Genomic DNA, 23,816 nt, shown 5'->3' with positions numbered 1-23,816 from the left:
GAGTTGAGTGTGTGAACGATGCAAAAACGAGAAAAAATACTGGCATTGATTTTTGGAGCTGTGATTGTCTTCTGGTTGGGAATGCCAATTCTACATAGCACTTTTATCGAACCAATTGAGTCTCGAGAGAATCAACTGAATGTGATCAATAATTCCATTGATCAGAAAGAACAGCAAGAACTGGAACTCCTTCGTTCAGCCAAACAACTGGGAACCTGGGTTGAACACAGTCTTCCGCCGGACGAACACGATGCACAAAGGCTCTATCTGGAATGGTTAAATGATCTGGCAGAACTTTCAGGAATATCAGATTTGAAATTGTCACCTGGTCGTCGAATCCGTGAAGGCAAAACTTATATTGCCGTCCAGGTTTCTTTAGAAGGGACCGCCACTTACCAGCAGTTATGTCACTTTCTGCTGCATTTCTACCAAACCGATCTATTACAAAATATTGTTCGCTTGGAATTAAAGAGTACCGGTACTGGTAAGTCTGATCCACTCGAAGTGAAAATAACAGCAGAAGGTCTGGCTTTGACAAAGGCAAAACCCCGTGAGCAATTATTTCCACGTGCAAAAGTAGCTGCTATTCTGAACTTTGATGGGACTAAAATGAAGGTTCAAGACGTCATTGATTTCCCCAGTCAGACTCCTTTTCGAATTCGTATCAACCAGGAATTTCTCACTGTAACTGAAATCTCAGAGGATACCTGGACTATTGTGAGAGGTGCTAATTCGACAGTCCCTGCTCGCTATGATGCTGGTACACCTTTTGAGCTATCACCTCTCAGTCAATATTCTGAGGGAAACACAAAATTGCAACAGTCGATTACTCAGGATACAGAACTGATTAAAGTTCTTAGTTCAAAACATTTTCCCAAAGGGCAACGATTTCTCATCAAGATCAATAACGAAATCTTAAATGTTATCAATCAGACCAATGGAGAATGGGCTGTTCAACGTGGAGTCCTTGATACAAAACCCACTGCTCACTCCAAAGGGGAAGTTGTCATGCAAGCGCCTCAATATTTACAGGCGGTTTTTGATTATGGTTTGGTTGCACCCTCAAATCCATTTGCGAAGCCTGTTCCAGATAAAGTTTATAAGCTGGAACTGAAAGAGATTCCCAAACAGACGATTGTCAGAGGTAATATTCTTGAGTTAAAAATTCCTATAGTAGGTATCAATCCTTCAATCAATGCTCCTGTGTTATCTGTCAAAGAGAAATTACCAGGGTTGGTAATGAAATCGGATAAGTTAAAGTGGTCCCCTGCTAAAGAGCAAAAAGCAGGCGTTTATCCCATAACAATCGCTGCAGTTCAGGGAGATCAAACTCAAGAAAAAGTGTTCCAAATCGAGCTACTTGAAAAAAATACGCCACCAAAAATTGAAGCCATCAAATCTGTGGTTGCATACCAGACACAGCCTCTCTCACTATTCGTGAAAGCCAGTGATGTCGATCTTCCGCCACAAAAGCTCAAATTCGAGTTAGCATCAGAAGCTCCTGAGGGTGTGAAGCTCAACTTAGAGACAGGGGAACTCACCTGGACTCCTGCTGCTTCGGCTGAGTTAAAAGACTACGTGATTACCGTAAAAGTTTCAGATTCGGGGACGCCTCCTGTTTCTTCAACTGAGAATATTACTGTCAAGGTTCTACTAGACGACGCATTTTTTACGTTCTTAACGGGTAGTATCAACGTTGATGGAAAGAAAATTGCCTGGCTAAGAAATCGGGCAACGAACCAGAAGCAGGAAGTTCAAGCGGGAGACACCATTAATGTTTCGGAGATCCGCGCCATCGTGAAGTCTATTTCAGATAAATATCTCATTCTGGAGATCGATGGCAAACCGTGGGTGCTCTCACTGGGAGAAAATTTCAGAACATTGCGAAACCTGTCCTCAGTTCCTGTGTTGAATTAGCCTCTCCTCTTGTAAACTCGAAAGAGATGGTTACTTCTCATACCTTTCCTCTCCATTTTTCCTATTCTTAGCTCGCTATATTCTCAGGCATCAATTCTGCGATTCGTAAACCGACATCACTGACATGTACGGGCGGAAGTATTTATGCGCATATCATTACTATATATGAAGTTATGTTAATCGCCGAGCCCTAAAAAACTCTGATTTTCTTTCCAAATATAAACACCTTTGTTCAATAAAATAGTCAAACTTTTCCGATATTAACGATTGTAGGGATTCTTTCAGGGACGATCTCGCTTGAGATGCGTCTACATTCCTTGATCAGAATTCCTGAAGTCGGCTTATGGTATCAATGGGGTGAAACGTTGTTTTTATTCATACGATTAATCAGAAATTGTTCCAGGCATTTACGTTGCCTGTTAGCACTGCTCGTTCTTTGCGGGCCTTCGGTTTCTGTTTACGCCGACTCAAAGCCCTCGTTTTGGAATCGCTTCCGAAAGCCATCCTCTACAAAGACGAAGGAAACTAAAGCTGTTTCAGATGACTATGAGCGAAGCTTTTCCCAGAACGAACATCGACCAGGTAAAGCGCCTGCAGAAATTTCTTTAAACTATGTCCAATCGACGTGGAAGAAAGTATTAGAGCAAGTTGCAGAGCAAAATGAACTGACATTGGTAATGGATGTTGTACCGAAAGGTTTTTTTTCGCGTCGAGATAAACGACTGCATTCCTTTGATCAAACTTTACAAATCTTAAATCGAGAACTCGAACCTAAGGGATTTCGGTTGCTTCAAAAAGACAAATTTCTAGTCGTTCTCGATCTTCGACAGACCAAGGCAAAGTATATTCCCCCGACCATCCAAAACGGTAAATCGAAAATAAATACCGAAAGAAAGAATCATGGAGTTCAACAGGTAAACTACCAGAAACAAACTAAGGCGTCTGAATCACGCATCACTCAGCCAGATGTACCAGCGACTTTTGAAGAAAGTGCACAAAAACTTCCAAAATCTCAATCGAAACTGAGGAAAACTCTGTTTTCAGTTCGTCCAAGTACGTTGAGTAGTACAGAAATTCTCAGACAGTTCTATCATGCCTTAGAAACACGTGCTGAACTGCAGGGAGAGGGTCCAGGTGGTTTCCCCGGAATCGTAGTTTTTATGAATGGAACTCAAAAGGTACTCAAGGATGAATCAACTGATTTAGAGAACCCAGTTGATTCACATATTGATTTTCGTATAGGACTCGATAAAGAAAACAATGCATTGGTTTTTGAATGCGCTAGTTCCAAAGCGAATTCATTAAGATCAACTGTCATGAGACTTGATCAAGCTGCCAAAGGTTATGCAGAGTCAATTCAGCTTGTATCAGGTACGATGAAAATTGGTAGAGTTGCTCAAACCCTGCATGAGCAATTGAAAGCAAGTACAGTTAAAACAGGTTCGCATTTGAGCTTATCTCAAAATAGTGCTCCTAAAACACCACCGCACTTACGTAATCGAAGTTTCAATCAATTAAGACAGCGTATAGATCAAATCAGTTTTGACGAAAAACAGCCTGAGAACACAAGTCAAGATCCAGTACCACCCGGTCCAGCAGAGAAACCGGATCAAGCTCAAAAACAGCAAGCGCTTCCGGAATTATTGCAAGATCTAAAGGGCAATGTGAATATCGAGTCTGTCCCAGATCTCGGAGTTCTGATCTTACGCGGTAAAGATGAAGATGTTGAAGCACTGATGAAGATCATCAAAGAGTTGGAAGAATTAAGTGCAGGTACCCGTCCTGACATCCATTTATTAAATCTGCGTCATGTCAATTCGACTGCACTGGCTGATCTTTTGAATGGCGTGTATGAAGAGCTTGTTAACTTACGAGCTATTCAAGGGCAGACTCAAAAAATCAAATTCATTCCTCTGGGAAAGCCCAACGCATTATTGATTCTAGCACCTGATACAGATATGCCTTCGATTCTTAAGCTGGCAGAGGAACTGGATCAGCCCGTGAACCCACTCACCGAATTTGGTGTGTTTCATTTGAAAAGTGCCAGTGCCACTCAAGTCTCTACAACATTACGTGAGTTTTACGATGAACGAGGTGGGTTGGGAACTCGCATTATTGTTTCTCCCAATATACGAACCAATTCGATCATCGTTCAAGCCCAGCCAAGAGATATGCAGGAGGTCGCGGCGCTGATTCAGAAGATTGACCAGGATCAATCCAAGGCAATCAGCCGTGTCAAAATATTTCCTCTAAAGAATGCGATTGCAGAGGATTTAGCTGAAACTCTGAACTCAACATTACAAAGTGTGCTTAACCCGGCAGCAGCTCGAACAGCAGGTTCCGGAGCTAATTTTGGAGGCGCGGGGGGTGAAACAGCCCAACAATTACAGGAAGCACGCTCAGTTGTCCTGGAGTTTTTGACACACGATGGATCTCAAAGCCAGGTCTTGCGATCAGGATTATTAGCAGACATTCGAGTCATTGCCGATCCGCGTGCAAACACACTGGTTGTTACTGCTCCTAAAGACAGTCTGGAGTTGGTAGAAGCTTTAATCAATCAATTTGATCAACGTGTCTCGACGGTTGCGGAATTAAAAGTTTTTACATTGAAAAACGCTGACGCAGACTTGATGGTGACTTTGCTACAGTCTACTTTTTCCGTCGAGAATCAACAAACTGATTTAGGAATTCAAATTGCGGGTATTGATGATACCAACAGTAACTTAGTACCCTTGAAATTTACGGTAGATCGACGAACCAATTCAGTTGTCGCGCAAGGCGGAGCTGATGCATTACAGATTGTCGAAGCCATCCTGTTAAAATTGGATGGTGCAGATAGCCGAAAACGTGAAACTACAGTGATTCAATTGAAAAACACTCCGGTCGCGGATGTGGCTGTAGCCATTAATGAATTTCTTGACACTCAACGTTCACTTATTGCTCAGGACCCTGATCTGATCAGTAGTTTTGAGTTGCTGGAACGCGAAATCATTGTCGTTCCTGAACCGATAAACAATAATTTAATTATCAGTGCCACGCCTCGCTATTTTGCTGAAATATCCAATCTCGTCAAAGAATTGGATAAGGAAGCTCCGCAAGTCATCATTCAGGCTTTGATTGTTGAAGTCGAATTGGATAACGATGACGAGTTTGGAGTTGAGTTGGGAATTCAGGATTCATTGCTCTTTAATCGAAGTATCATCGACAACATTCTGACGGTACAGCAAACCGTCACCGGACAAAATAACGTCACTCAAACCAACCAAACAATTGTTTCCCAAGAGGCAACGCCCGGCTTTCTGTTTAATAGTATTAACCCACTGGGAACCAATAATTCTAATAACGTTGGAAATACGGCCGGTCAGGCATTGAGTAACTTTTCATTACAGCGCGGTAATGATGATCTTGGCTTTGGTGGACTGGTGCTTTCTGCTAGTTCTGAGTCTGTCAGTGTCTTAATTCGGGCATTAGCTGCCAAACGGAATGTGCACATATTGAGCCGTCCTCAAATTCGAACGGTCGATAATGTCACCGCCCAAATACAGGTGGGACAAATTGTTCCGGTGGTGAACGGCGTCACGGTTTCCAGTGTAGGTTCAGCAAACCCTGTCATCGAACAAGATGAAGCAGGAATTATTCTGGCAGTGACACCACGGATTAGCCCTGATGGTAATATTGTCATGGAAACCATAGCTGAGAAAAGCGATTTTGATGGACAAAGCGTTCCCATCTTTACGGATGCAACCACTGGAAATGTTGTTGAATCTCCGATTAAGAACATTACACAAGTCCAGACGACGGTCAGCGTTCCCAATGGTCAAACTGTAGTTTTAGGTGGAATGATTACCGAATCTGATACTACTATTGAACGCAAAGTCCCTTGGTTGGGTGATATTCCTTTTTTAGGCATCCCCTTTCGCTATGACTCATCCTCAACCAGACGTAAAGAGTTATTGGTGTTCCTGACTCCACGCATCATTCAAAATGATGCTGATTCCGAATTCATTAAGCAGGTCGAAGCAGAGCGCATTCACCTGATGGAAGAAAAAGCGGAAGAAATGCATGGACCTATTTTTGCTGTACCTCCGGGAGAACCAGAGTTCATCCCTGATGGAGACGGGCTCTTAGAACCGATACCGCCAGCTGAGATGCCTCAATCCAATTTGAATTCATCTGAAATGATCGAAAATGAAAGCAGTGGAGAGATCCAGCAAATCGGTTATGAAACAGAGGCTTTAACAAAACGATCTAAAAAGAAGCCGGTAAAACAAAGGCGTTTTCCTTATTGGGGGCGAGATTAATAAATGGACTATTTAATCATGCCTTTTCGATATTTGATGATTTTATTTCTTTCAACACTCGTTACGGGATGCGCAAGCATCGATCTGACCAGTTGGGATTGGAAAATGAAACATCAGTTTGCGACACCCAAAAAACCGGTCTATGAAATTGTAGCACTCTGGGAACCGGCTGAAGGAAAAGGGGTTGATGGAATGCCAACCCGAGGATTTGCTGGCCAGTTATTGTTTTTCCAGCATAATAACCCCTCGCCTGTTTACGTGAAGGGCGAGGTGATGATTCATCTATTCGATGACCAGGGTGATCTGGAAGGTCAAACAAAACCAATTCATCAATACAAATTTGATTCAGGAGCATGGCAGGCTCACGCGGTTGAATCGACTTTAGGTCCTGGCTATCAGGTTTTCATACCGTATGTTCGAAAAGGTCGGATTCAAGCGGAATGTGCCTTGCGCGTTCAACTGACCCAGCAAAGAGTTTCTGATGTCTATTCGCGAATGGTTTCAGTGAAACTGGAAGGAACAACTCCTGAAACAAGGCAAACGTCTCTAACACAGAACCAACAGCACTTCGAAGCAAAAGGTCAGATCGAAGTCGATACTTTAGCAAGACGAGAAACAGGAAAGCGTCTAGAGCTATCTCGGGAGCATAAACAAATTAAATTTAATGATTCTGAACAGCGACAAGAACGAATTCAGCAAACGAAAGCAGAATCGTTGACGCCTGTTTTAGATGAACGCGATGAACGAATTCGCCAATTGGAAAATCAAATGGCTCGTTTATTGGATGACCAAAGGCAACAATCAACGGAACGATTTAGGAATTCTGAGAATGAATCTATTCCCGCAAATTCGACCAGTTATCGTAAGTTTCGATTAAGTGGTTCTGTGGAATAACATGATTCTCTAATCAGAAAACAGGTTATTTACTTCCACAGTAAAAAGTCGATGTTATAATTAACGTTTATTCAAGCTGGTTTTGCGTTTGCTTCTGTTTCAGGAGAAACACGATGCGTTTTGTTCTCATAAATACAATGAACGTCATAGTTTGTGCCTTGTTGCTTTTTGGTCTCTCCGAGCGATGTCAGGCTCAGGTACAATCTTTGTCAAATAATGCCTCGGGTAATGCAGGAACGAGTTTTGGGAATACGGGTTCCAGGAATAGTGCCTTTGGTGATTCCCAATTAGGGCTTTCTACTTTTGGTAACGCGCAAACAGTGACTCCTCAAAATTCCTTCATCGGTCGATCCGATGCAGCGCAAAACTCATTTATTGGACGTACAAATGCACAAAATACGGCCAATACTGTTGGGCAGAATCGCAACTTTAACCGGGCAAACACGAGCGGATTTCAAAATGGTCGAAATCAGTTTAATACAGGTCAGAATGCAATAAAAGCGCCTGCATTTCGTCCACAGATGAGAGTGGCATTTAAGTCTGCTCCTCTCCCGCTAAGTAATATGAAAACATCAATGGATCAGTCCTTTGGTCGAATCAAAGAACGAAACGAACGGTTTCGAGATGTGCAGTTCCAGTTGAACGCTGATCGGAGTGTCACACTACGTGGTCAAGTCGAATCAGCAAGTGCCAAAAAACTGGTGGAGTTCCTGGCTATGTTGGAGCCAGGTGTTCGTAAGGTAAAAAATGAATTAACGGTTGCTGCCAAAAAATAGTTTGTATTAAACAAGGCTTGTTGTGGCCGGTGTCTGCACTGATTTCATTAATAACGCAAACCGTTGATCATGTGCGCTTAATTGTCCCGCACTTTCTTCAAGCTGATTTTCAGCAAACGGGATTTTCACGATATGACCGCTACCAGGAGCGACATCAATCGATTCGGTTTTTTGATTTAATAATGTTCTCAATTCAAAGACCGTATTTCCAGAGGGCGTCATCAACTCAAGTTCATCGTTGAGTCCAAACTTGTTTTTGACATCGATAATCAGACCATCTTCCTCACGGTCAATAATATCGCCGACAAATTGTTGTTTGTTAGCGACCGAACGACCATGCTCATAATTTTGCATACTTTCTGAAGCATGTCTTTGGAAAAAGCCTTCGGTATAACCACGATTGGAAAGACTGTCGAGCATTTCCAACAAATTCTCATTGAACTCAACACCCGCGGCGGCATCGTCGATGGCTTTGCGATAAACCTGTGCGGTTCTAGCAGCATAAAAGAATGATTTTGTGCGTCCTTCAATTTTCAGCGAACTGATTCCCATATCACTAAAAGTCTTGACATGCTGTACCGCACGCAAGTCTTTCGAGTTCATGATGTAGGTACCATGTTCGTCTTCGTAAGCAGGCATGTATTCGCCGGGGCGTTGTGGTTCTTCCAACAAAAATACCTGATCCACGATGGGAAGTTGCTGCTGACTTTGGGGAGGGGGAGGATTTTTTAGCACAATATCACCTTCCATGGTCTGGACCGCTTCATTCACTTTATAGTCCCAGCGACAGGCGTTTGTGCAGTTTCCCTGATTTGAATCACGATGATTCATGTAACCGGAAAGTAGACAGCGCCCTGAATACGCGATACAAAGTGCACCGTGCACGAAGACTTCCAGTTCCATGTCAGGACATTCTTCCTGAATCTCAGCAACTTCTTTGATTGATAGCTCGCGAGAAAGGATGACGCGAGTCAGACCAAAGTTCTGCCAAAACTTAACAGTGGCATAATTGACGGCATTCGCCTGAACTGATAAATGGATGGGAACTTCTGGCCAACGTTCTCGTACCATCATGATTAACCCGGGGTCAGACATGATCAGGGCATCCGGTTTCATATCGATAACCGGTTCCATGTTTTTGAGATAACTACGCACTTTCAGATTGTGAGGTGCAATGTTACTCGCAATATAGAATTTCTTACCCAGTTTATGTGCTTCTTCAACGGCTTCTGCCATGACTTCCAGTTTATTGAATTCATTTTCTCGAACACGCAGACTGTAACGAGGCTGCCCGGCATAAACGGCGTCAGCACCAAATGCGTAGGCATATTGCATTGCCTTACGCGTCCCAGCGGGGGAGAGAAGTTCCGGTTTCATATTGATACCTAAATCACAATTTCTATCGAAAAACAGATTGTAAAATGCGAATCACTCAAAACAGGATAGTATTATTCCTGAGGGAGATTCCATAGGGCCTGGGCAAATTTCTTTCCTAAATCCAGATAACCCACAGAATTATAGTGCCAACGATCTGAATAACCATAATCATCAGTACTGGTTACAAGTGCTGCACGTTTGTCTTTTTTGACAAACGAGGCTTGTGCGGCTCGTACGATCTCACCATGTTTCCAGACTTTTCCATCGGGATGATTTCCTGAGTCGGAAATGCGTCCTATGACCACAGGGAGATCATCCGCGTACATGGTAGCGCGAATTAAGTCCATCAGTCGCTTCAGGTTGGCCTCATACGCTCGCGCGATTTCTTCAGCGTAAACGGCATCGCTTTCGCCTTGCATCCAGACAATACCAGCGGGAACCAGGGTATCGCTTTCACCATCCTGATCAATGTCCCGCGTTTGTAGTGCGCGTTTCATACCTGCGAGAAAATGGTCGTATTGATTGATCCCCTTACCTTCTCCCGTTCCCTTTTCATAATCCGGGTCCCAGCAACCAAAGTTGCCAGCCGCCTCGATAGCAAGAGAAGTTCCACCACGCGAAATTTTGATCAAAGCAACATTTTGATTTGGAGCGAGTTCTTTCAGTGTTTTCGCAAACGTCAGCTCAGCTCCAAACCGATTTGAATAAACATTGGCCTTCCCATCTGATTTGAATCCAGCACCGTGACCGGGTTTGAGCTGAGACCAGATACCGCGACCATCAACGGCAACACCGTCCGGGCTTGGATTTGCATGAAAGATCATAACGTCGGGAATCGGTTGTTTGAGATCGGCCGGAAGATCTTTGGTATAACCGTAGCCATCCATATTAGATTGGCCACCGAGAAAATACACATGATATGTTTTGCTGGAAGCAGTGTTAGTACTACAGAAGAATTGAATATGGATCAGCATTAATGCAACGCATGCAAAACGACACATAGGAAACCTTTCACACAATTTGTAAAAAATAGATTACTTGCGATTCGACCTCGCAAGTAATCTATTATACAAGCTATGCGATGATTTCGTCGATAGAGTGACCGAAATCCATTTCAATGCGTTTGTGGCCAGGCACTTCGAGACGGCGGGCATTCAGTCCCAACTGTTTCATCAGCGTGGCATGCACGTCAGTCACATAATGCGGATGCTCTTCGGCATGGAACCCAAGTTCATCCGTTGTGCCATGCGCGACACCACCCTTGATTCCACCACCGGCCATCCAGATTGAAAAACCATATGGATGATGGTCACGGCCGTTACTGCCTTGTGAACCAGGTGTTCGTCCAAATTCCGTTGCAAACACAACAATCGTATCTTTTAATAAACCTCTGCGTTTTAAGTCTTTTATCAGCCCTGCCGCTGGTTGATCGACCTGCTTTGCCAGCTTGGAGTGATTCGTTTTCAGATTGGAATGCGAATCCCAGGCACCGGCAGCACCACCCCCATGCATGATCTGGACAAAACGAACGCCCTTCTCTACAAATCGTCGCGCAGCCAATAACTGCATTCCAAATGGTTTTGTTGCAGGATCATTCAGCCCATAAAGTTCCTGAGTCTCTTTGGTTTCCTGATCAAACCGAATGACTTCGGGGACTGCCGATTGCATGCGGAATGCCAACTCATAAGACTTAATTCGTGCTCGAAGTGTACTATCATTCGGATATTTTATAGAGCTTAGCTGATTGAGTTGATTGATAAGAGAGAACTCAATCTTCTGTTCTGCATTCGATAGATCAAGTTCAGGCTTTGCATAGGGAAGCGGATTTTTCGGATCGACTTTGAGGGGAACCGAATCGTAGGCAGGCCCTAAATAATGTCCGTCTCTCACATCAAAAAAGCGGGGACCCATGTTGATGAATTGCGGCAGGTTCTGATTCAGTGATCCCAAACCATAATTAATCCAGGCACCAATGGTTGGTACCCTCTCATCCAACATATGTCTGCCGGAGTGGAATTGGACCTGTGCACCATGGTTGTCGTCTGTGGTCCACATGGAGCGCACGATAGAAATGTCATCGACACAACTGCCAATATGGGGGAACCAGTCGCTGACCTCAATACCACTCTGACCATATTTCTTGTAACCCACCTGCAGTGGATAAACTTTATTTCTTTGTTGCCCGTTGGCATCGTTGACGACAACAACACGTACTCGTTTCAGTTTTTCAGATTCTTGAACGCTTTTCCAGGGAGTTTCACTGATCGATTTCCCTGCGTATTTGGTGAGCATTGGTTTCGGATCGAAACTTTCCATATGACTCACGCCACCGCGCATGAACATCCAGATGACGCTTTTCGCTTTGGGAGGAAAATGAGCTTTGCCATCGGGTGGAACATGTGCCGTGGATGCACGGGCTTGATCTTCCTCTTGTAATAAGGAAGCCAGCGAAATTCCAGCAAGACCGGAACTGAGGCTCGTCAGGAAGTTGCGACGAGGAAGCTTACCTGAGAAGTTCTGAAGAGAATACTGTTTATTCATGACGCACCTTCATCGAATCGTGATGAAATCGTTATGGTTGAGTAAGGCATGAACCAGATTTTCACGCGAACGCCAAGTCGGATTCTGATTTTTATTTGATTTTAATACCGACTCTGTTTCAGCCAAAGCTTTCAAGCAAAGAGCCGATTCCTGCGGGGTTGGCTCTACACATAGAATTTTTTCGTAGGCGAGCCTAATAAATTTCTGATTATTGATATCAGGATGCTTTGTTTGAATTTGCTCTGTAATTTTACGAGCCATTTGCAGAGAGACTTTGCTATTGGCTAGTGCCAATGCCTGTTGAGGTATGACACTTTGATTTCGACGATAGCATGCAAAAATATCAGCGGCATCAAACATACTGAGAAATTTATTCTGAGCATCTCGTGAAGTTGTGAAATATAAACTGCGTCGCTTACTTTCAGGGTTTTTGTCCGGATCGATGGTCGGGCCTCCTCGAGCCAGATCGAGTTCTCCAGCCAGGTAAAGCAGACTGTCACGTATGACTTCGGATTCCATCCGTATGGTATTTCGCCGCCAGTAATATTGATTCTTTAGATCCTGTTCCAGGGTTCGGGGATCCGCGCCAATTGTTGAACTACTAAGTTGATAAGCCTGTGAAGTGACCATCAATTTGTGCAGATGTTTCATGCTCCAGTTGTGTTCCATGAAGTCAACCGCGAGCCAGTCCAGTAATTCATGCTGAAGTGGTTGTTTGGAACGCAGGCCAAAATCAGTCACCTCTTCTACCAGTGGCTGACCAAAGTGCCTTAGCCAAATATGGTTCACGGCGACTCTTGCCGTTAACGGGTTTTTGCGATCAGTAATCCAGCGCGCAAACGCCGTGCGACGTCCAGTGCTGGTTGTGGGATAAGGTTGAAATCGGGATGCCTCCTTTTCCGCAGGGCCTTCAAGTGCTTTAAGCGAAGCACGGACCGGCGTATATTTTTCGCCCGGCTTATTAACCGCTTGCTTTGCTGTTTCGAGTTGTTTTTTGGCAGTTGCGAGCTCTTTGTCAATTTTTTTCGCTGCTTCGCCTGTGGTGGACTCTCTTTTTTCCTCTGTCTGAGCAAGTTTTTGCTCGGCTAAAGCTAACTCATACTTTCTGGCGGCCAGAGCAGCAACTCGTCTCAAATTGGTTTGGTCAGCCTCTGATTGGTTCGAATAGGGGGCTTTATCAGCGGCATAGGCAGCCATCAGACTTTTTTTATAAAGCTGAGCGACTCTCAACGAAATCTTAGCAGTTGTCGATTTTGATTTCGCCAGTTTTAATGATGGTGTTTTAGAATTTTTGCCATCGATTAATTTTTCATTGGCTAGAAGTGAGCTGATATGGATCTTTTCGAATTCTGCAGAGGCGTCAAACGTCAGTAGGTCAATTTTTCCAGACTCCCTCTGTAACGGCAGCCTGTAGGAAATGGCATGCTCTCCATTCAGTGAAACGTTTACCAGTTGGTCGCGCACTTTAATTTCGAGTTCATAAAGCTCGTTCAGATTCACAGCGCATCCATGCCGTGCTTCTGCAGGATAAATAGACCGTGATCCTTCATTGTATGAGACCTGAAGCTTTGAGTCTGGCTTAACGGCGCTGAGATAGATCATCTTTTCCCGCTGACCATTGACATCAAAGGCCAGCCCGACTGAACGCCATTTATCACCACCAGTGGTCTTGAATTTCAATTTGGCTTTAAAGTTCAGCGGATGATTGGCTTTCGAACGCAGATAGGCTCGGCCATATCCCGTTTTGGTTTGAATGAGTTTTCCATCTTGAAAGGTCCATTGACCGGGGCCCATGGTCCATTGTTTTGAATTGGCCTTAGTAAAATCGTCAGCGAGAAAGAGTGTTTCTTTTTCCTGAGACTTCTTTTGAGCTGGTTTCGTTTTGGAGTTCTTCTCTAACTCTGCCAGTTGTTGTTTTGCTTGCTGTGCTGCTTTCTGCGCAACAGAGATTTTTGCTTCCGCAGCCTTGAGTTGATCCTTTAGAACAAAATCCTGTAATGCTGGATTATGTGCTTCTGCCGGCAAGTTGACTGGTGTGACTTGAAATGAATTGAAAGTGAAGATCTCCGGAGTCTCCGGCTTTAGTTCGCGAGTCTTATCAGGGTCTTTTTCATTTCCACGAATATGAACATAGGTCTTAGCATCAATGTGCGCGTCGAAAACACGAGGCAGGCCGTTTTTTTCCAGATCAGTTTCACCGGGCAGTGCGTCGAGACGTACCTGATATGGTTCAAAAATGGCTCTCATCTGATAATAATCTAAGTTGGTTAGCGGATCATATTTATGATCATGGCATTTGGCACAATTCATCGTCAGTCCCAGGAATGCCTTTGATGTATGTTCCAGAGTACTGTCCAACCAGGTTGTTCGATTGAATAAATAATAATGCCGTGCCAGAAAGCCGGTGGCACGCAGTGCCTGGTGATCCGTTGGCTTGAGTTCATCCGCGGCGAGCATGTCCTGAACCATCTCTGCATAACTGCTATCGCGATTTAATGACTCAATGATCCAATCGCGCCAATGCCAGATATGTTTTTGACTGTATCGCAATTGCTTTCCCAGTCCATACCAGTCTGTATATCTCCAGATATCCATCCAGTGTCGGCCCCAACGTTCACCATATTGTGGGCTCGCTAATAATTTTTGAACGACTTTTTCATAGGCATCGTTGCGCGAGTCGTTCACAAAATTATGTATCTCATCTTCTGTGGGTGGTAGCCCAATCAGATCGAGATAGACACGACGTAATAACACTCGTTTGCCTGCTGGGGCTACTGTGATGAATTTTTTTTGTTTCCGTTGTTGTTCCAGGAAAGCATCAATTGGATTTTGAGAGTTATGACCAGAGTGAGTTTGAGGCACTTTTGTTTTAACGGGTCGCTGAAATGACCAATGATCTTTAGGTCTGCCGGGAATTTCTTCCTGAGGAGTTTTGGCACCCTGTGCGATCCAGGTTTTGATCAAGGCGATTTCATGCGCAGAGAGCCTGGAACCTTCTTCAGGAGGCGGCATCTGCTCGTCTTCTTGAGCCATGATACGTTGTAAGAGCAGGCTCTGGTCTGGTTTGCTGGGGTGAAGGACTGCGCCGCTATCGCCCCCATTCAGCATAAGCTCACGTGTTTCCAAACGCAGTTCTGCTTCCTGCTTGAGGGCACTATGGCAGGCATAGCACTTCTCTGCAAAGATCGGCTTGATCTCCTTGAGGTAATCAACGTTTTCAGCTCCGGTGAGGTATTGCGGAGAGAAGACGCCCCATAACAAGGTTCCAAAAACAAACCTGCAACAAATTGTTCTAGAATTCCATCGTATCATACCTAAATATGTACCAGCGAATTGAAAGTGTGGTAAGTCCGTACTTCTAATTTTTATATATTATATATATCTTTCTTTGTATATTTTATACAAAATAGGACAAGTTTCACTCATAATTGTGCTAGTCAGTAAAATTAGTAACGATTTCAATTGGTATCAGGGTGTAATTTGGTAGGCTCAAGCGTTGAGACTAAGTTTAGTAATGGCTATGACTTTCCAGACGAATGTAAGCCTTGAAGTCCTATTTGATCACGTCTACCATTGCCATTTAGATCAGATAGGACAAAAGACTGGAATTTTCGTAAGTTATGGCTGGTTTTATGATCCGATTGAGAGGCAATTGCGTTTAACATAACGCAGATTCATTATGAGAGACCATGTTGTGCTTTGTAAGCAGTTAATTGAACCAGCGATTACAGATAAGGGATTCGATCATGGCCGATGATTCCAAAAGTGGTGGTGATTTGGAAAAAGATCAACGTTCACAAGAAGATGCACCTCCTTCCAGCATCTATTTAATTTCGTATCCCAAAATTGTATTTCTCTATCCCACATTCCTTGTTGCAGTTGTCGTGGCGATTTTCATGTCGATTGCTGGTGAGTCTGCGCAGATTGGTGGCAATCGAGAGCACATGGCCGAAGTGATGTCGCTGATCTTTCTGGGAGTCTTCGGCTTAAACCTGACAGTTCTTGCTTTCGATTTCCCACGAACCACCTCGTTGACTCTTTTCTTTCTGGGAGCGGCGCTCTTTATGGGGGCTTGGATGCTGTTACGGTTCAATCCTGATATCGTTCCTACGATTACTGGTCTTCTGAAAGGATTACGGCCCTGGGCTAATTCCCAAATGTATTGGCTGTTTGCCAGCATACTGGGTTTGATTTTCATTGGTGTGGCGATCAGTGTTCGTTTTGATTACTGGGAAGTGAAAGGGAACGAATTGCTCCATCACCACGGTTTCTTGAGTGATCTGGAGCGATTTGCCGCACCGAATTTGAAAATTGATAAAGAGATTAGCGATATTTTTGAGTATCTTCTGTTGCGATCAGGTCGATTGGTATTACATCCCAGGAATCAGCCTCGGGCAATCGTACTTGACAACGTCCCATTCATTTCCCGTAAGGAAAAACAAATCACTCGTATGCTGGGAGCGCTACAGGTTCAGGTACGACCAGATAATCACTAGCGGTTTCGGTACCGAACCTTTCCTCAAGTCGATGTGTCGCCATTTGACTTGAAGCAACGTTGTTTTAAGTGCAAGCAATTTCTGTTTATCATTCATAGAAATCAACGGGTCATCGTCTGCTTTGTGTATTTTAGGTGCGTAGGGTTTTGAGTTATGGGTAAAAAAGGGAAAAAGAGTGCTTCGAAAGAAGATCCCAACTCGCGGACTGTTTGCCAGAACCGTAAGGCGCGCCACAACTATGAAATCCTGGATACACTTGACTGTGGAATTGTTCTGGCAGGTAGCGAAGTCAAAAGTATTCGCGCGAACAAGATTTCGATTGAAGAAGCATTTGCTCGCATGAAAGATGGTGAAGTCTGGTTATACAATTGTGATATTGCCCTGTATCCACAAGCCAATACGATGAATCACCAGACCAGACGGCCTCGCAAGTTGTTAATGAAAAAAGCCGAAATCAAGAAATTTGCAGAGCGTGGCGAACATACCAGTTTGACGCTCATACCACTAACGGTTTACTTCACACGTGGTTTAGTCAAAGTGAAGCTGGGAATCGCAAAAGGACGCAAACTGCATGACAAACGTGAGAAACTGAAAAAAGATTCAGCTCGTATGGATATCCAACGTGCGATGCGTGCCCGTAATAATTAAGGCCCTCTGAAAGTTTTTCAAAGGGCCTTAACGCTTTCTCTAAACTGTCATAAATGTCTTATTTATTGGCTGATTTCGGGTCTGTATATAGCCTGAGATGAATTAAGTCCCCTTTTTGTGCTGGACTACCTGGTTTAGGCAGTTGCTCATAGACATGATAAATTTTCTTAGCTTCATTTGCTGGTTGGCCTGGATGAACCTTTGAGTCAAATCCCATTTGTTTCAACATTTTTTGTGCGGATTTGTAGTCCCTCCCAATCATAGAAGGCACTTTAAATGCTGCCATTTGCTGAACTGGCTTTTGAACATTCTTGTTTTCAGCCGCTGCGATGACTTTGCCCTGCAGTTGATAGTCATCAAGGTCGGGACGAAAGGGATCATTGTCTCTGCCTAATATACCTTCAATGAATCCTCGATTTTTATTCGCGACCACATCCTTAAATCGATAAACTGTCGACTGGTTTCCACCAGGGTGAATCAGTTGCACCGCACCCGGTATATAAGTCTTGGGGTTGAGTAAGACTTTTGCTTCACTGTAGTTGGCGGCATCAGCGGGCCGCCGGGGTTTCACAGCAATGATGATCTGTTGTGGCGTATTCACGAGAAGTTTTAAAAAGTATCGTTTTTTGGCAGTTTCTGCCGGCATTCCAAATAGAAAAGGCAACGGTCCTTCCATAATGTTGGCACCACGTCGATTGAGGGGAATAGGAAAGACTTCATACGTTTTTTTTTCTTCATCAATTGAAAAGATACGTTTTCCATCACAGACCCAGCGCTCGTCTTCCCCTGGTTTCAATTGAAAAGGTTTGCCTTTCTCATTGCGTTTATCACTGACCTGGCCTTTTTTAATCTCCATCCCCGTAATCTCGATCGCACCTTTATCGGGGTGCTCATAATAAAATTTGCCTTCGGATCTCTTTTCTAATTGAAAGACGTCGTCATACCATAGGCGTATATGATTTCCTTGCAGTTTTTGAATCTTCTTCGATTCGGTTTCCCATTTTTTTAGAATTTGCTCCAGTTCAGGCGGTAATGGTTCTATCTTAAGAACGGCATTGGCTGGATTAGGACGTTGTTTACGTTGTGCCAACAATTCATTGTTCATCAGTAACAGAATCAATGTAGTACAGCAGGTAAAAATAAGAGCACTTTGATGTAAAACAAGTTTCGACTTCATTTTGTTATCCAAATCCTTCCCTGAATTGCCGGTCTGACTGATCGGCGTGCCAGTGAAACTGGCGAGTGGCCCGATATCTATTAGCAATCCGTGCTATTGAAGAAGATAGGTTTTCTAGTAAGTGTGGGGGTGAATTTCGTAGCTGTGATTTCTGAAATGATGTGCGACCAGATACGGTCGGAGTGTAGCAGTTATCGTAATTTCTGACTATCCATTTTTGTAAATCTAATTACCAGGGCATTTCCATTAATTGAACAATTTGATTGGCCAAACTATCGGTAGCAGTCTTGGTTGCCGTAGCCAGAGATTGCCCCACTTCCGGGGCAAAGGAGGCTGCCGAGACCAATGATACAACATCAGCAGTGATCGGAACTTGTTGCTGCGATAAAATTTTACCACTTCGCATATCTTCCCAGGTTACCTCAACGACAAATTGTAAATTTAAATTGCGAGGATCATCAAATTGAGTTGTGCCTAAGACACTTTTGTTAATTTGTTTAATCGTACCCGTAAGTCGAGTATCAGCTTCAGCCCCTTTTGCCAGTCGAAATGGCGTGCGTGACTGAATTTTTTGCTGAACGGCTTCCGTTAACTGGTATTCAAATCCTCGGCGAAACGTCTTATTTTCAAAAATTGGTACATAAACCGTTTGTACGTCAGGCTGATAAGAATTGCCTACTGTATACCCACAGCCTGTCAGATCGATTGACAGCAGAGATAGTAGCAACAAATTGAGCACAAAACGTTTCATAAATATTTTCGATAGATAACAGACATTCCACTAAGAAATGATAAGTGATTAGAGTTTTATTTTTGCTGGTTTCGAATCTTCTTCGATGGGAATTCTCCTGATTGGCTCTTCAAGCTCATCCAATCTCAAGCGAGCCGGTGGTTCCAGTTCCTGATTTGTTGCAGGAGCTCTAGTTGACTTTGATGGAGTGGGTGGCGTATTTCCAAATGAAGGTAAACTTGGTACAAGTGATCTCTTAGGTTCTGGCTGCTGCTGAACCATTTTCTTTGGTGTTGCGTAGTTCGCCCAGAGGTGGTTGGTATTTTCCTCGCCAAGTTCTGACAGTAACTCACGGGCCTCGTTAGCAAAGCTGGAAGTCGGGTACTTTTCAATCAGTAAGTTGCAATAAATGGCGGCTGACTTTGGCTTACCTCGACGCATCCAATATTGAACCGTTTCCCAATCTCGCTTTGCCTTCGCTTTTTCAATTTTTTTCAACTCTTCTTTGAGTCTGGCTCGTTCTGATTCAGGAAAGAGACGGAGAGTGGTCTCTTTAAGCTCACCTGCGTCATTCAGGACGGTAGAATCATATTGAGGACCCTGGTATGACATCAGTTTCACGTGGGTTCCCAGCATGAACGCATCTTTAAGATGAGGACTTTTGGGATATTCTTCACGTAGTAGACTAAATGTACGGTCGGCGTCCATATAACGCCCTTTTTTCAGATAATAGCTGGCGGTAAGCATTAATGAATCATCAGCGAGAGGACCTGTCGGATCATGGAGCCAAATGGATTTGAGTGCTTCCAATGCGCGGTTCTCTGTATCGAACACGGGACGCGTACGATCAAAGAAATTAGGAACCAGAGCCCAGCGTGATTCTCTTTGTTTGCCATCACTGGGAATTTCAGGAGTTTCTGAACCAGGATCTTCTAAATTGACCTGTTGAATATCGTTACCAGTAACGATCGATGGTTCCTGCAACCAGTAGCGGGCGATATGAAACAATCGTTTTGTGGTTTGGTCTAAGTGGCGTGTGGAAGGAAAATCAATCAAAAGTTGATCATATCCATCTTGTGCCCATGAGTATTTTTTTTGTGCAAACTGAGATTCTGCCACCATGAACTGGGCATCCTCTCGGATCGGATCATTTTTGTATTTCTTCACAATGGCTTTGAATTCTTTTTCAGCCGCCTTGTATTCCTTTGCCTGGAATTTTTCGTTTGCCAGCTTGAATTCTCGTGCCCCTAATGCCGGTTCGATGAATGTCGAATCTTTTTTCTTTTTCCAGAGTGCGGTCTGCATCACTCGTTGCATTGGACCGCGAATTCCATCAATCGAAGGATTATCAGTTGCACTTTTTTTGGACCAGGGAGGTTTCCAGGCTGCGAAATCGGAGGAGCGATCACCAAACATCGTACAGCCAGAGATCAACCCACATAGCATGAGTGCAACACAAAGGCGTATTGCAGGCTGCACGCATCGAAATAGGTAATTTAATTGGTATATGGACATGGTCGTCATCCCTGACTTCCACCAGAGGGAAATGAATTGTTTGTTTATAGTTGCAGGTAGGGTGCCATTTTAGGACGACGACCCAGGATATGAGACATGGTTGTTGATAGCAATTGCCTGATCTCTCGTTGTTGCTGGAGTGATAAGTTCAATCGCTGGGAAAGTAGTGTATTCTCGACGGTTAGTTTTTGTAAAATTGTAATTGTACCACGGGAAACCCGGACTTTTCCGTGTCGCTGTTGCTCGCAATGCTGGCAATACAAGCCCCCGTTATTTGCGTCATAGAGATACGATTCCAATTCTCCCAGTTCTTGACTGCAGCCGGTACAGTACTGGAACTGAGGAAGCTGGCCGATCTCTTCTAATATAGTTAACTCAAAAATAATTAACGATTTCTGATAATCATCATGTTCTTGCAAGTGTTGTAATACGACACATGCTGCATCAAACAGCTCTGGATGTGGATCATATTCCTCAGTGAGAGCGTCTAATAACTCCGCAATGTAATACCCCACATACAAGTTGGAAAGATTTCCAGGATAAGGACGAAAACGATTCACCAGTTGGGCTTCGGTCAAAAGATCAAGACCACCGGATGATTTTCGGATGAAGACTATCCGACATGTGGCTAACAAGTCAATAGCAGCCTCAAACGAGCTTTTTAACCTTTTTGCACCTTTTGCCAACGACGCAATTTTTCCAAAGTCCCTGGTGAACCAGGTAATGACTTTGCTGGACTCACTAAAGTCGGCCAGTCGAATAATCAAACCTTCGGTTTTTTCGTTGGACATTGATGAGGTCAGGCTATATTACCGGGTTTAGTTGGTCGTACGATAATTATGAAACTCTGAATCGCTGTCTCTGCGAATTCAGTTCCTCAAATTCCGATTTCTTCTTGAATCTTTGATTTTAGAAGCGCACCCTCTACGCTGAAAAGGAGAAATGAGGGGGGAATCATGATTTACGCTTACAAAAATAAAAAGCCCGCGACTAAATCGCAGGCTTTTTTTGTTGTAATAAATACAACTAGCGCTCAAATGGAGACATACTTTCAGAAGAGAGTATGGCAAAAATTTCGGCCCGAAGTTATTTAATCGATGATGTGTCTTTCACCGGAAAGGTCAAATCATCCAAGTCGCGAACTTTAGAAAACATCGAGCTTAAAGTGATTTCCTTTGTGATAAGGTCGATCACTGGGATAAAAATTATGCCAATTCTGATTGTAAACCGGAATTCTCATACTTTCCGGATAGCGGTAATACAGGTTGTCATAGCTCCCCTGTGGTCTTTGGAAGTTTTGGGGATAATAGACATAGGGATAATAGTAAAATCGTTTCCAGTCTGCGGGTTGTCCTCGACCAGCTGCCATTGCATCAGAAGATGAAAAAGTAGACGTGGCCAACCCAACCACAAACAGGAACAAACCTGCGAGCATGAGACGCCGCACCATCATAGTTCTCTCCTTGCCAGTCAGTAGAATAAAGTAATCAACCCGAGATAGGTTGAGATTGATTTTGTACGAAAGGAATCCTGAGATATTCAGTATTCCGCTTTATTCATCGACCTGATCGAGGGTGTTACAACAGGATAATTCTGCACAAACCGATTAATCGTCTCAATTAGACCTGTACAAATTGTTCTATTAGCGACTATAGAGGAAAACGTTTGAAGCTGTCTAAACGAGTCGGGCAGTAGAGATTCCTTCCATAATCCAACGATTCAGAAACGGCAGCAAAGCTGTTTTGTCGTTTAGATCAGGCTGAAAAGAATTCAGGAGATGAGTTTCCGCACCCGTTGTTTCCCACATACGAGTAACCCTCTGGGGCGAAAATTGGTCCTTGGAATTGTGAGTGATATTTTGGTCCAGAAGAATCCGATTGCCTTTCAAGTTACAAGGAGCCTCGCTTCGGAAATCGCTCTTATTGAATTGCCCATTGAGTAAAGCCGCTCCTGCATAGAAACGGGGAGTTTGAATGAGTAGTTTTGTGGCGACAGAACAGCCTGTGCCAGTTCCAGCCAGATAAATTCGTCCTGTGTGGATGTTAAGAATTTTTTGCAGCTCGCGGACTGTGTTTCGGACATGCTTACCAAACTGCTTCACAAACAGGTGACTGTCGGGCCAGTGATAGCCATTAGTGGGCGCAGCAGGGTCAATTGCGGGGGCGCGAAATGAGAGCCCTAAATAATTTCGGAGACTGATTTGCGGCATGATTTCATGCAGATCCTGTTCAGAACCACCATCAGGATGTAACCAGATGACCAAAGGATAGGCATATTCAGGCTCGTAATGTTCTGGACGAAACAGGGCGACATGCTTAATCGGTAACCTGACTATCACATTCGACTGATTGTCATTTTCAGACATTCTGTCAACAGGAAGAGGAGGCGTGAATGCGACTCTCTCTCCATTGAACACATTTTTAATCCATTTAAGACGTTGCGTATAATCCATTGTCATTTTACTTTCAGTAAGTCAGTCTAGAGGAGTCTTAAATGTGGGGGAGTAACAGTAGTTTATTCCTGAGCAAGTTGAACTTTTGTGTGTGGATTTGGGGTTTTTGGTGGAATGGATCCATATACAGGGAGATCAATGGCAGCTGCCACTTCGCTCATGGGGAAGTATTTTCCGGGACAGGCTGTCGCTTTGACATCGCGGTGCCCTTGTACGTTTTCACTGGAAATGTGATATTCGGTTTTTAGAACTCCAACCAGTTTCTTAACAGCTGCCAATTGTGCTTCCGTAGGAGGTTCATTTTCGAAATTTCCTACCAGACAAACGCCAATCCCTTTCTGATTGTATTCATTATTTCCGGCATGCGCACCATGCATCTGCTCGCGCCAGCGGAATGTCGATTCAATTGCACCGTCGGGCATGCCGTTCCCATTTCCAATGACGAAGTGATAGCCAATGCCCAGCCAAGCATTGCCGGATTTATCTTTTTTCTTGCTATGAAGCTCGTGAATACTTTCAACGCTTCCAGTTGATGAAGCGGTGTGATGAATTACGATATATTCCCAGTCACGTGTTTCAACTTCAGGTTTCCAGGGATTTTGTGGTTCAAGTGCCATTGTTGGTGGTGTGATAAACAACGGCGTATTGGGAGCTGGTTTGGAAACCTGAGCTGGATATTGTGGTTGCTGAGCAGGTCCGTTAATGGTCACAGGAGGCAAGGATGTTTGCTGGGTACATCCTGCGATCTCTAAGGCCGGCAACATTGCAACGCAACACATTATGATGCCCTTCAAAATGCTGCCCTCCCTGACAACCAATGTGCTTATCAATTCGTTTGAAGTATAAAGAAATCAATAAAATTATTCTGCTAAGTAATTTTCTAAGTCGGGACTGTAATTCCGAGCGTATTTTGTGTCAATGCGGGGAGTGTTGGTGGTTTATGCTGTGGTTCTTTGAAATGGAAAAGGCAGCCTGAATCAAAAGATTCAACG

The 23,816-nt window shown here is 43.9% G+C and carries 17 protein-coding genes; 6 read left to right on the top strand and 11 right to left on the bottom strand.

Annotated elements, in window-relative coordinates:
* The first annotated feature begins 18 nt into the window (after nucleotides 1-18).
* The 4 genes from V202x_RS08105 (at nucleotide 19) to V202x_RS08090 (ending at nucleotide 7,888) form a co-directional block, all read left to right on the top strand.
* The gene (locus tag V202x_RS08105; RefSeq protein ID WP_145172855.1) at nucleotides 19-1,917 is read left to right on the top strand and encodes a putative Ig domain-containing protein; all 1,899 of its coding nucleotides are present in this window, start codon (nucleotides 19-21) and stop codon (nucleotides 1,915-1,917) included.
* Nucleotides 1,918-2,219: 302 nt separating this feature from the next.
* Nucleotides 2,220-6,218: a secretin N-terminal domain-containing protein gene (locus V202x_RS08100; protein ID WP_145172853.1), complete on the top strand. Its 3,999-nt coding sequence runs from the start codon at nucleotides 2,220-2,222 to the stop codon at nucleotides 6,216-6,218.
* A gap of 18 nt (nucleotides 6,219-6,236) precedes the next feature.
* Nucleotides 6,237-7,112: a hypothetical protein gene (locus tag V202x_RS08095; protein ID WP_145172851.1), complete on the top strand. Its 876-nt coding sequence runs from the start codon at nucleotides 6,237-6,239 to the stop codon at nucleotides 7,110-7,112.
* Nucleotides 7,113-7,225: 113 nt separating this feature from the next.
* A complete protein-coding gene (locus V202x_RS08090) occupies nucleotides 7,226-7,888 on the top strand; it encodes a BON domain-containing protein (protein WP_145172849.1) in 663 nt (220 codons plus the stop codon).
* A gap of 6 nt (nucleotides 7,889-7,894) precedes the next feature.
* Here V202x_RS08090 and yegQ read toward each other — a convergent pair whose 3' ends face one another.
* From yegQ to V202x_RS08070, 4 genes are all read right to left on the bottom strand, one after another.
* Nucleotides 7,895-9,265, bottom strand: coding sequence for a tRNA 5-hydroxyuridine modification protein YegQ (gene yegQ / locus V202x_RS08085; protein ID WP_145172847.1), 1,371 nt, complete (start codon nucleotides 9,263-9,265; stop codon nucleotides 7,895-7,897).
* 71 nt (nucleotides 9,266-9,336) lie between these two features.
* Nucleotides 9,337-10,266, bottom strand: a complete 930-nt coding sequence (locus tag V202x_RS08080; protein ID WP_145172845.1) for a sialate O-acetylesterase — start codon at nucleotides 10,264-10,266, stop codon at nucleotides 9,337-9,339.
* Nucleotides 10,267-10,339: 73 nt separating this feature from the next.
* Nucleotides 10,340-11,806 carry a DUF1501 domain-containing protein gene (locus tag V202x_RS08075; RefSeq protein WP_145172843.1) on the bottom strand — a complete coding sequence of 489 codons (1,467 nt, stop codon included), beginning with the start codon at nucleotides 11,804-11,806 and terminating at the stop codon, nucleotides 10,340-10,342.
* Nucleotides 11,807-11,815: 9 nt separating this feature from the next.
* On the bottom strand, nucleotides 11,816-15,118 hold the full coding sequence (locus V202x_RS08070; protein ID WP_145172841.1) for a DUF1553 domain-containing protein: 3,303 nt from the start codon (nucleotides 15,116-15,118) through the stop codon (nucleotides 11,816-11,818).
* 434 nt (nucleotides 15,119-15,552) lie between these two features.
* Between V202x_RS08070 and V202x_RS08065 the strand changes: the two genes are divergently transcribed.
* A complete protein-coding gene (locus tag V202x_RS08065) occupies nucleotides 15,553-16,302 on the top strand; it encodes a hypothetical protein (RefSeq protein ID WP_232098910.1) in 750 nt (249 codons plus the stop codon).
* 153 nt (nucleotides 16,303-16,455) lie between these two features.
* Complete coding sequence (gene smpB / locus V202x_RS08060) at nucleotides 16,456-16,950, top strand: SsrA-binding protein SmpB (RefSeq protein ID WP_145172839.1); 495 nt, start codon at nucleotides 16,456-16,458, stop codon at nucleotides 16,948-16,950.
* A 58-nt stretch (nucleotides 16,951-17,008) separates the two neighbouring features.
* Here smpB and V202x_RS08055 read toward each other — a convergent pair whose 3' ends face one another.
* The 7 genes from V202x_RS08055 to V202x_RS08025 all read right to left on the bottom strand — a co-directional run bounded on the left by V202x_RS08055 (nucleotide 17,009) and on the right by V202x_RS08025 (nucleotide 23,603).
* Nucleotides 17,009-18,127, bottom strand: coding sequence for a PASTA domain-containing protein (locus V202x_RS08055; protein ID WP_145172837.1), 1,119 nt, complete (start codon nucleotides 18,125-18,127; stop codon nucleotides 17,009-17,011).
* A gap of 229 nt (nucleotides 18,128-18,356) precedes the next feature.
* Nucleotides 18,357-18,878: an LPS assembly lipoprotein LptE gene (gene lptE / locus V202x_RS08050; RefSeq protein WP_144981974.1), complete on the bottom strand. Its 522-nt coding sequence runs from the start codon at nucleotides 18,876-18,878 to the stop codon at nucleotides 18,357-18,359.
* 48 nt (nucleotides 18,879-18,926) lie between these two features.
* Complete coding sequence (bamD, locus tag V202x_RS08045; RefSeq protein WP_197993288.1) at nucleotides 18,927-20,372, bottom strand: outer membrane protein assembly factor BamD; 1,446 nt, start codon at nucleotides 20,370-20,372, stop codon at nucleotides 18,927-18,929.
* Between the two features lie 44 nt (nucleotides 20,373-20,416).
* Complete coding sequence (recO, locus tag V202x_RS08040; RefSeq protein ID WP_145172833.1) at nucleotides 20,417-21,163, bottom strand: DNA repair protein RecO; 747 nt, start codon at nucleotides 21,161-21,163, stop codon at nucleotides 20,417-20,419.
* Nucleotides 21,164-21,516: 353 nt separating this feature from the next.
* Nucleotides 21,517-21,825 carry a hypothetical protein gene (locus V202x_RS08035; protein WP_232098909.1) on the bottom strand — a complete coding sequence of 103 codons (309 nt, stop codon included), beginning with the start codon at nucleotides 21,823-21,825 and terminating at the stop codon, nucleotides 21,517-21,519.
* A 222-nt stretch (nucleotides 21,826-22,047) separates the two neighbouring features.
* Nucleotides 22,048-22,824 (bottom strand): alpha/beta hydrolase, encoded by a 777-nt coding sequence (locus V202x_RS08030; RefSeq protein ID WP_145172831.1) that lies wholly within the window; start codon nucleotides 22,822-22,824, stop codon nucleotides 22,048-22,050.
* A gap of 62 nt (nucleotides 22,825-22,886) precedes the next feature.
* Nucleotides 22,887-23,603, bottom strand: coding sequence for a peptidoglycan recognition family protein (locus tag V202x_RS08025; protein ID WP_232098908.1), 717 nt, complete (start codon nucleotides 23,601-23,603; stop codon nucleotides 22,887-22,889).
* Between the last annotated feature and the right edge of the window lie 213 nt (nucleotides 23,604-23,816).

The organism is Gimesia aquarii (genome assembly GCF_007748175.1).
Classification (GTDB): Bacteria; Planctomycetota; Planctomycetia; order Planctomycetales; family Planctomycetaceae; genus Gimesia; species Gimesia aquarii_A.
This window is presented reverse-complemented; position numbering and strand designations above follow the sequence as displayed.

What these genes read in the sequence shown, in the direction of transcription:
- V202x_RS08105 (WP_145172855.1), top strand. Translation starts at nt 19, where the DNA reads ATGCAAAAACGAGAAAAAATACTGGCATTGATTTTTGGAGCTGTGATT.
- V202x_RS08100 (WP_145172853.1), top strand. Translation starts at nt 2,220, where the DNA reads ATGCGTCTACATTCCTTGATCAGAATTCCTGAAGTCGGCTTATGGTAT.
- V202x_RS08095 (WP_145172851.1), top strand. Translation starts at nt 6,237, where the DNA reads ATGCCTTTTCGATATTTGATGATTTTATTTCTTTCAACACTCGTTACG.
- V202x_RS08090 (WP_145172849.1), top strand. Translation starts at nt 7,226, where the DNA reads ATGCGTTTTGTTCTCATAAATACAATGAACGTCATAGTTTGTGCCTTG.
- yegQ (WP_145172847.1), bottom strand. Translation starts at nt 9,265, where the DNA reads ATGAAACCGGAACTTCTCTCCCCCGCTGGGACGCGTAAGGCAATGCAA.
- V202x_RS08080 (WP_145172845.1), bottom strand. Translation starts at nt 10,266, where the DNA reads ATGTGTCGTTTTGCATGCGTTGCATTAATGCTGATCCATATTCAATTC.
- V202x_RS08075 (WP_145172843.1), bottom strand. Translation starts at nt 11,806, where the DNA reads ATGAATAAACAGTATTCTCTTCAGAACTTCTCAGGTAAGCTTCCTCGT.
- V202x_RS08070 (WP_145172841.1), bottom strand. Translation starts at nt 15,118, where the DNA reads ATGATACGATGGAATTCTAGAACAATTTGTTGCAGGTTTGTTTTTGGA.
- V202x_RS08065 (WP_232098910.1), top strand. Translation starts at nt 15,553, where the DNA reads ATGGCCGATGATTCCAAAAGTGGTGGTGATTTGGAAAAAGATCAACGT.
- smpB (WP_145172839.1), top strand. Translation starts at nt 16,456, where the DNA reads ATGGGTAAAAAAGGGAAAAAGAGTGCTTCGAAAGAAGATCCCAACTCG.
- V202x_RS08055 (WP_145172837.1), bottom strand. Translation starts at nt 18,127, where the DNA reads ATGAAGTCGAAACTTGTTTTACATCAAAGTGCTCTTATTTTTACCTGC.
- lptE (WP_144981974.1), bottom strand. Translation starts at nt 18,878, where the DNA reads ATGAAACGTTTTGTGCTCAATTTGTTGCTACTATCTCTGCTGTCAATC.
- bamD (WP_197993288.1), bottom strand. Translation starts at nt 20,372, where the DNA reads ATGTCCATATACCAATTAAATTACCTATTTCGATGCGTGCAGCCTGCA.
- recO (WP_145172833.1), bottom strand. Translation starts at nt 21,163, where the DNA reads ATGTCCAACGAAAAAACCGAAGGTTTGATTATTCGACTGGCCGACTTT.
- V202x_RS08035 (WP_232098909.1), bottom strand. Translation starts at nt 21,825, where the DNA reads ATGATGGTGCGGCGTCTCATGCTCGCAGGTTTGTTCCTGTTTGTGGTT.
- V202x_RS08030 (WP_145172831.1), bottom strand. Translation starts at nt 22,824, where the DNA reads ATGGATTATACGCAACGTCTTAAATGGATTAAAAATGTGTTCAATGGA.
- V202x_RS08025 (WP_232098908.1), bottom strand. Translation starts at nt 23,603, where the DNA reads ATGTGTTGCGTTGCAATGTTGCCGGCCTTAGAGATCGCAGGATGTACC.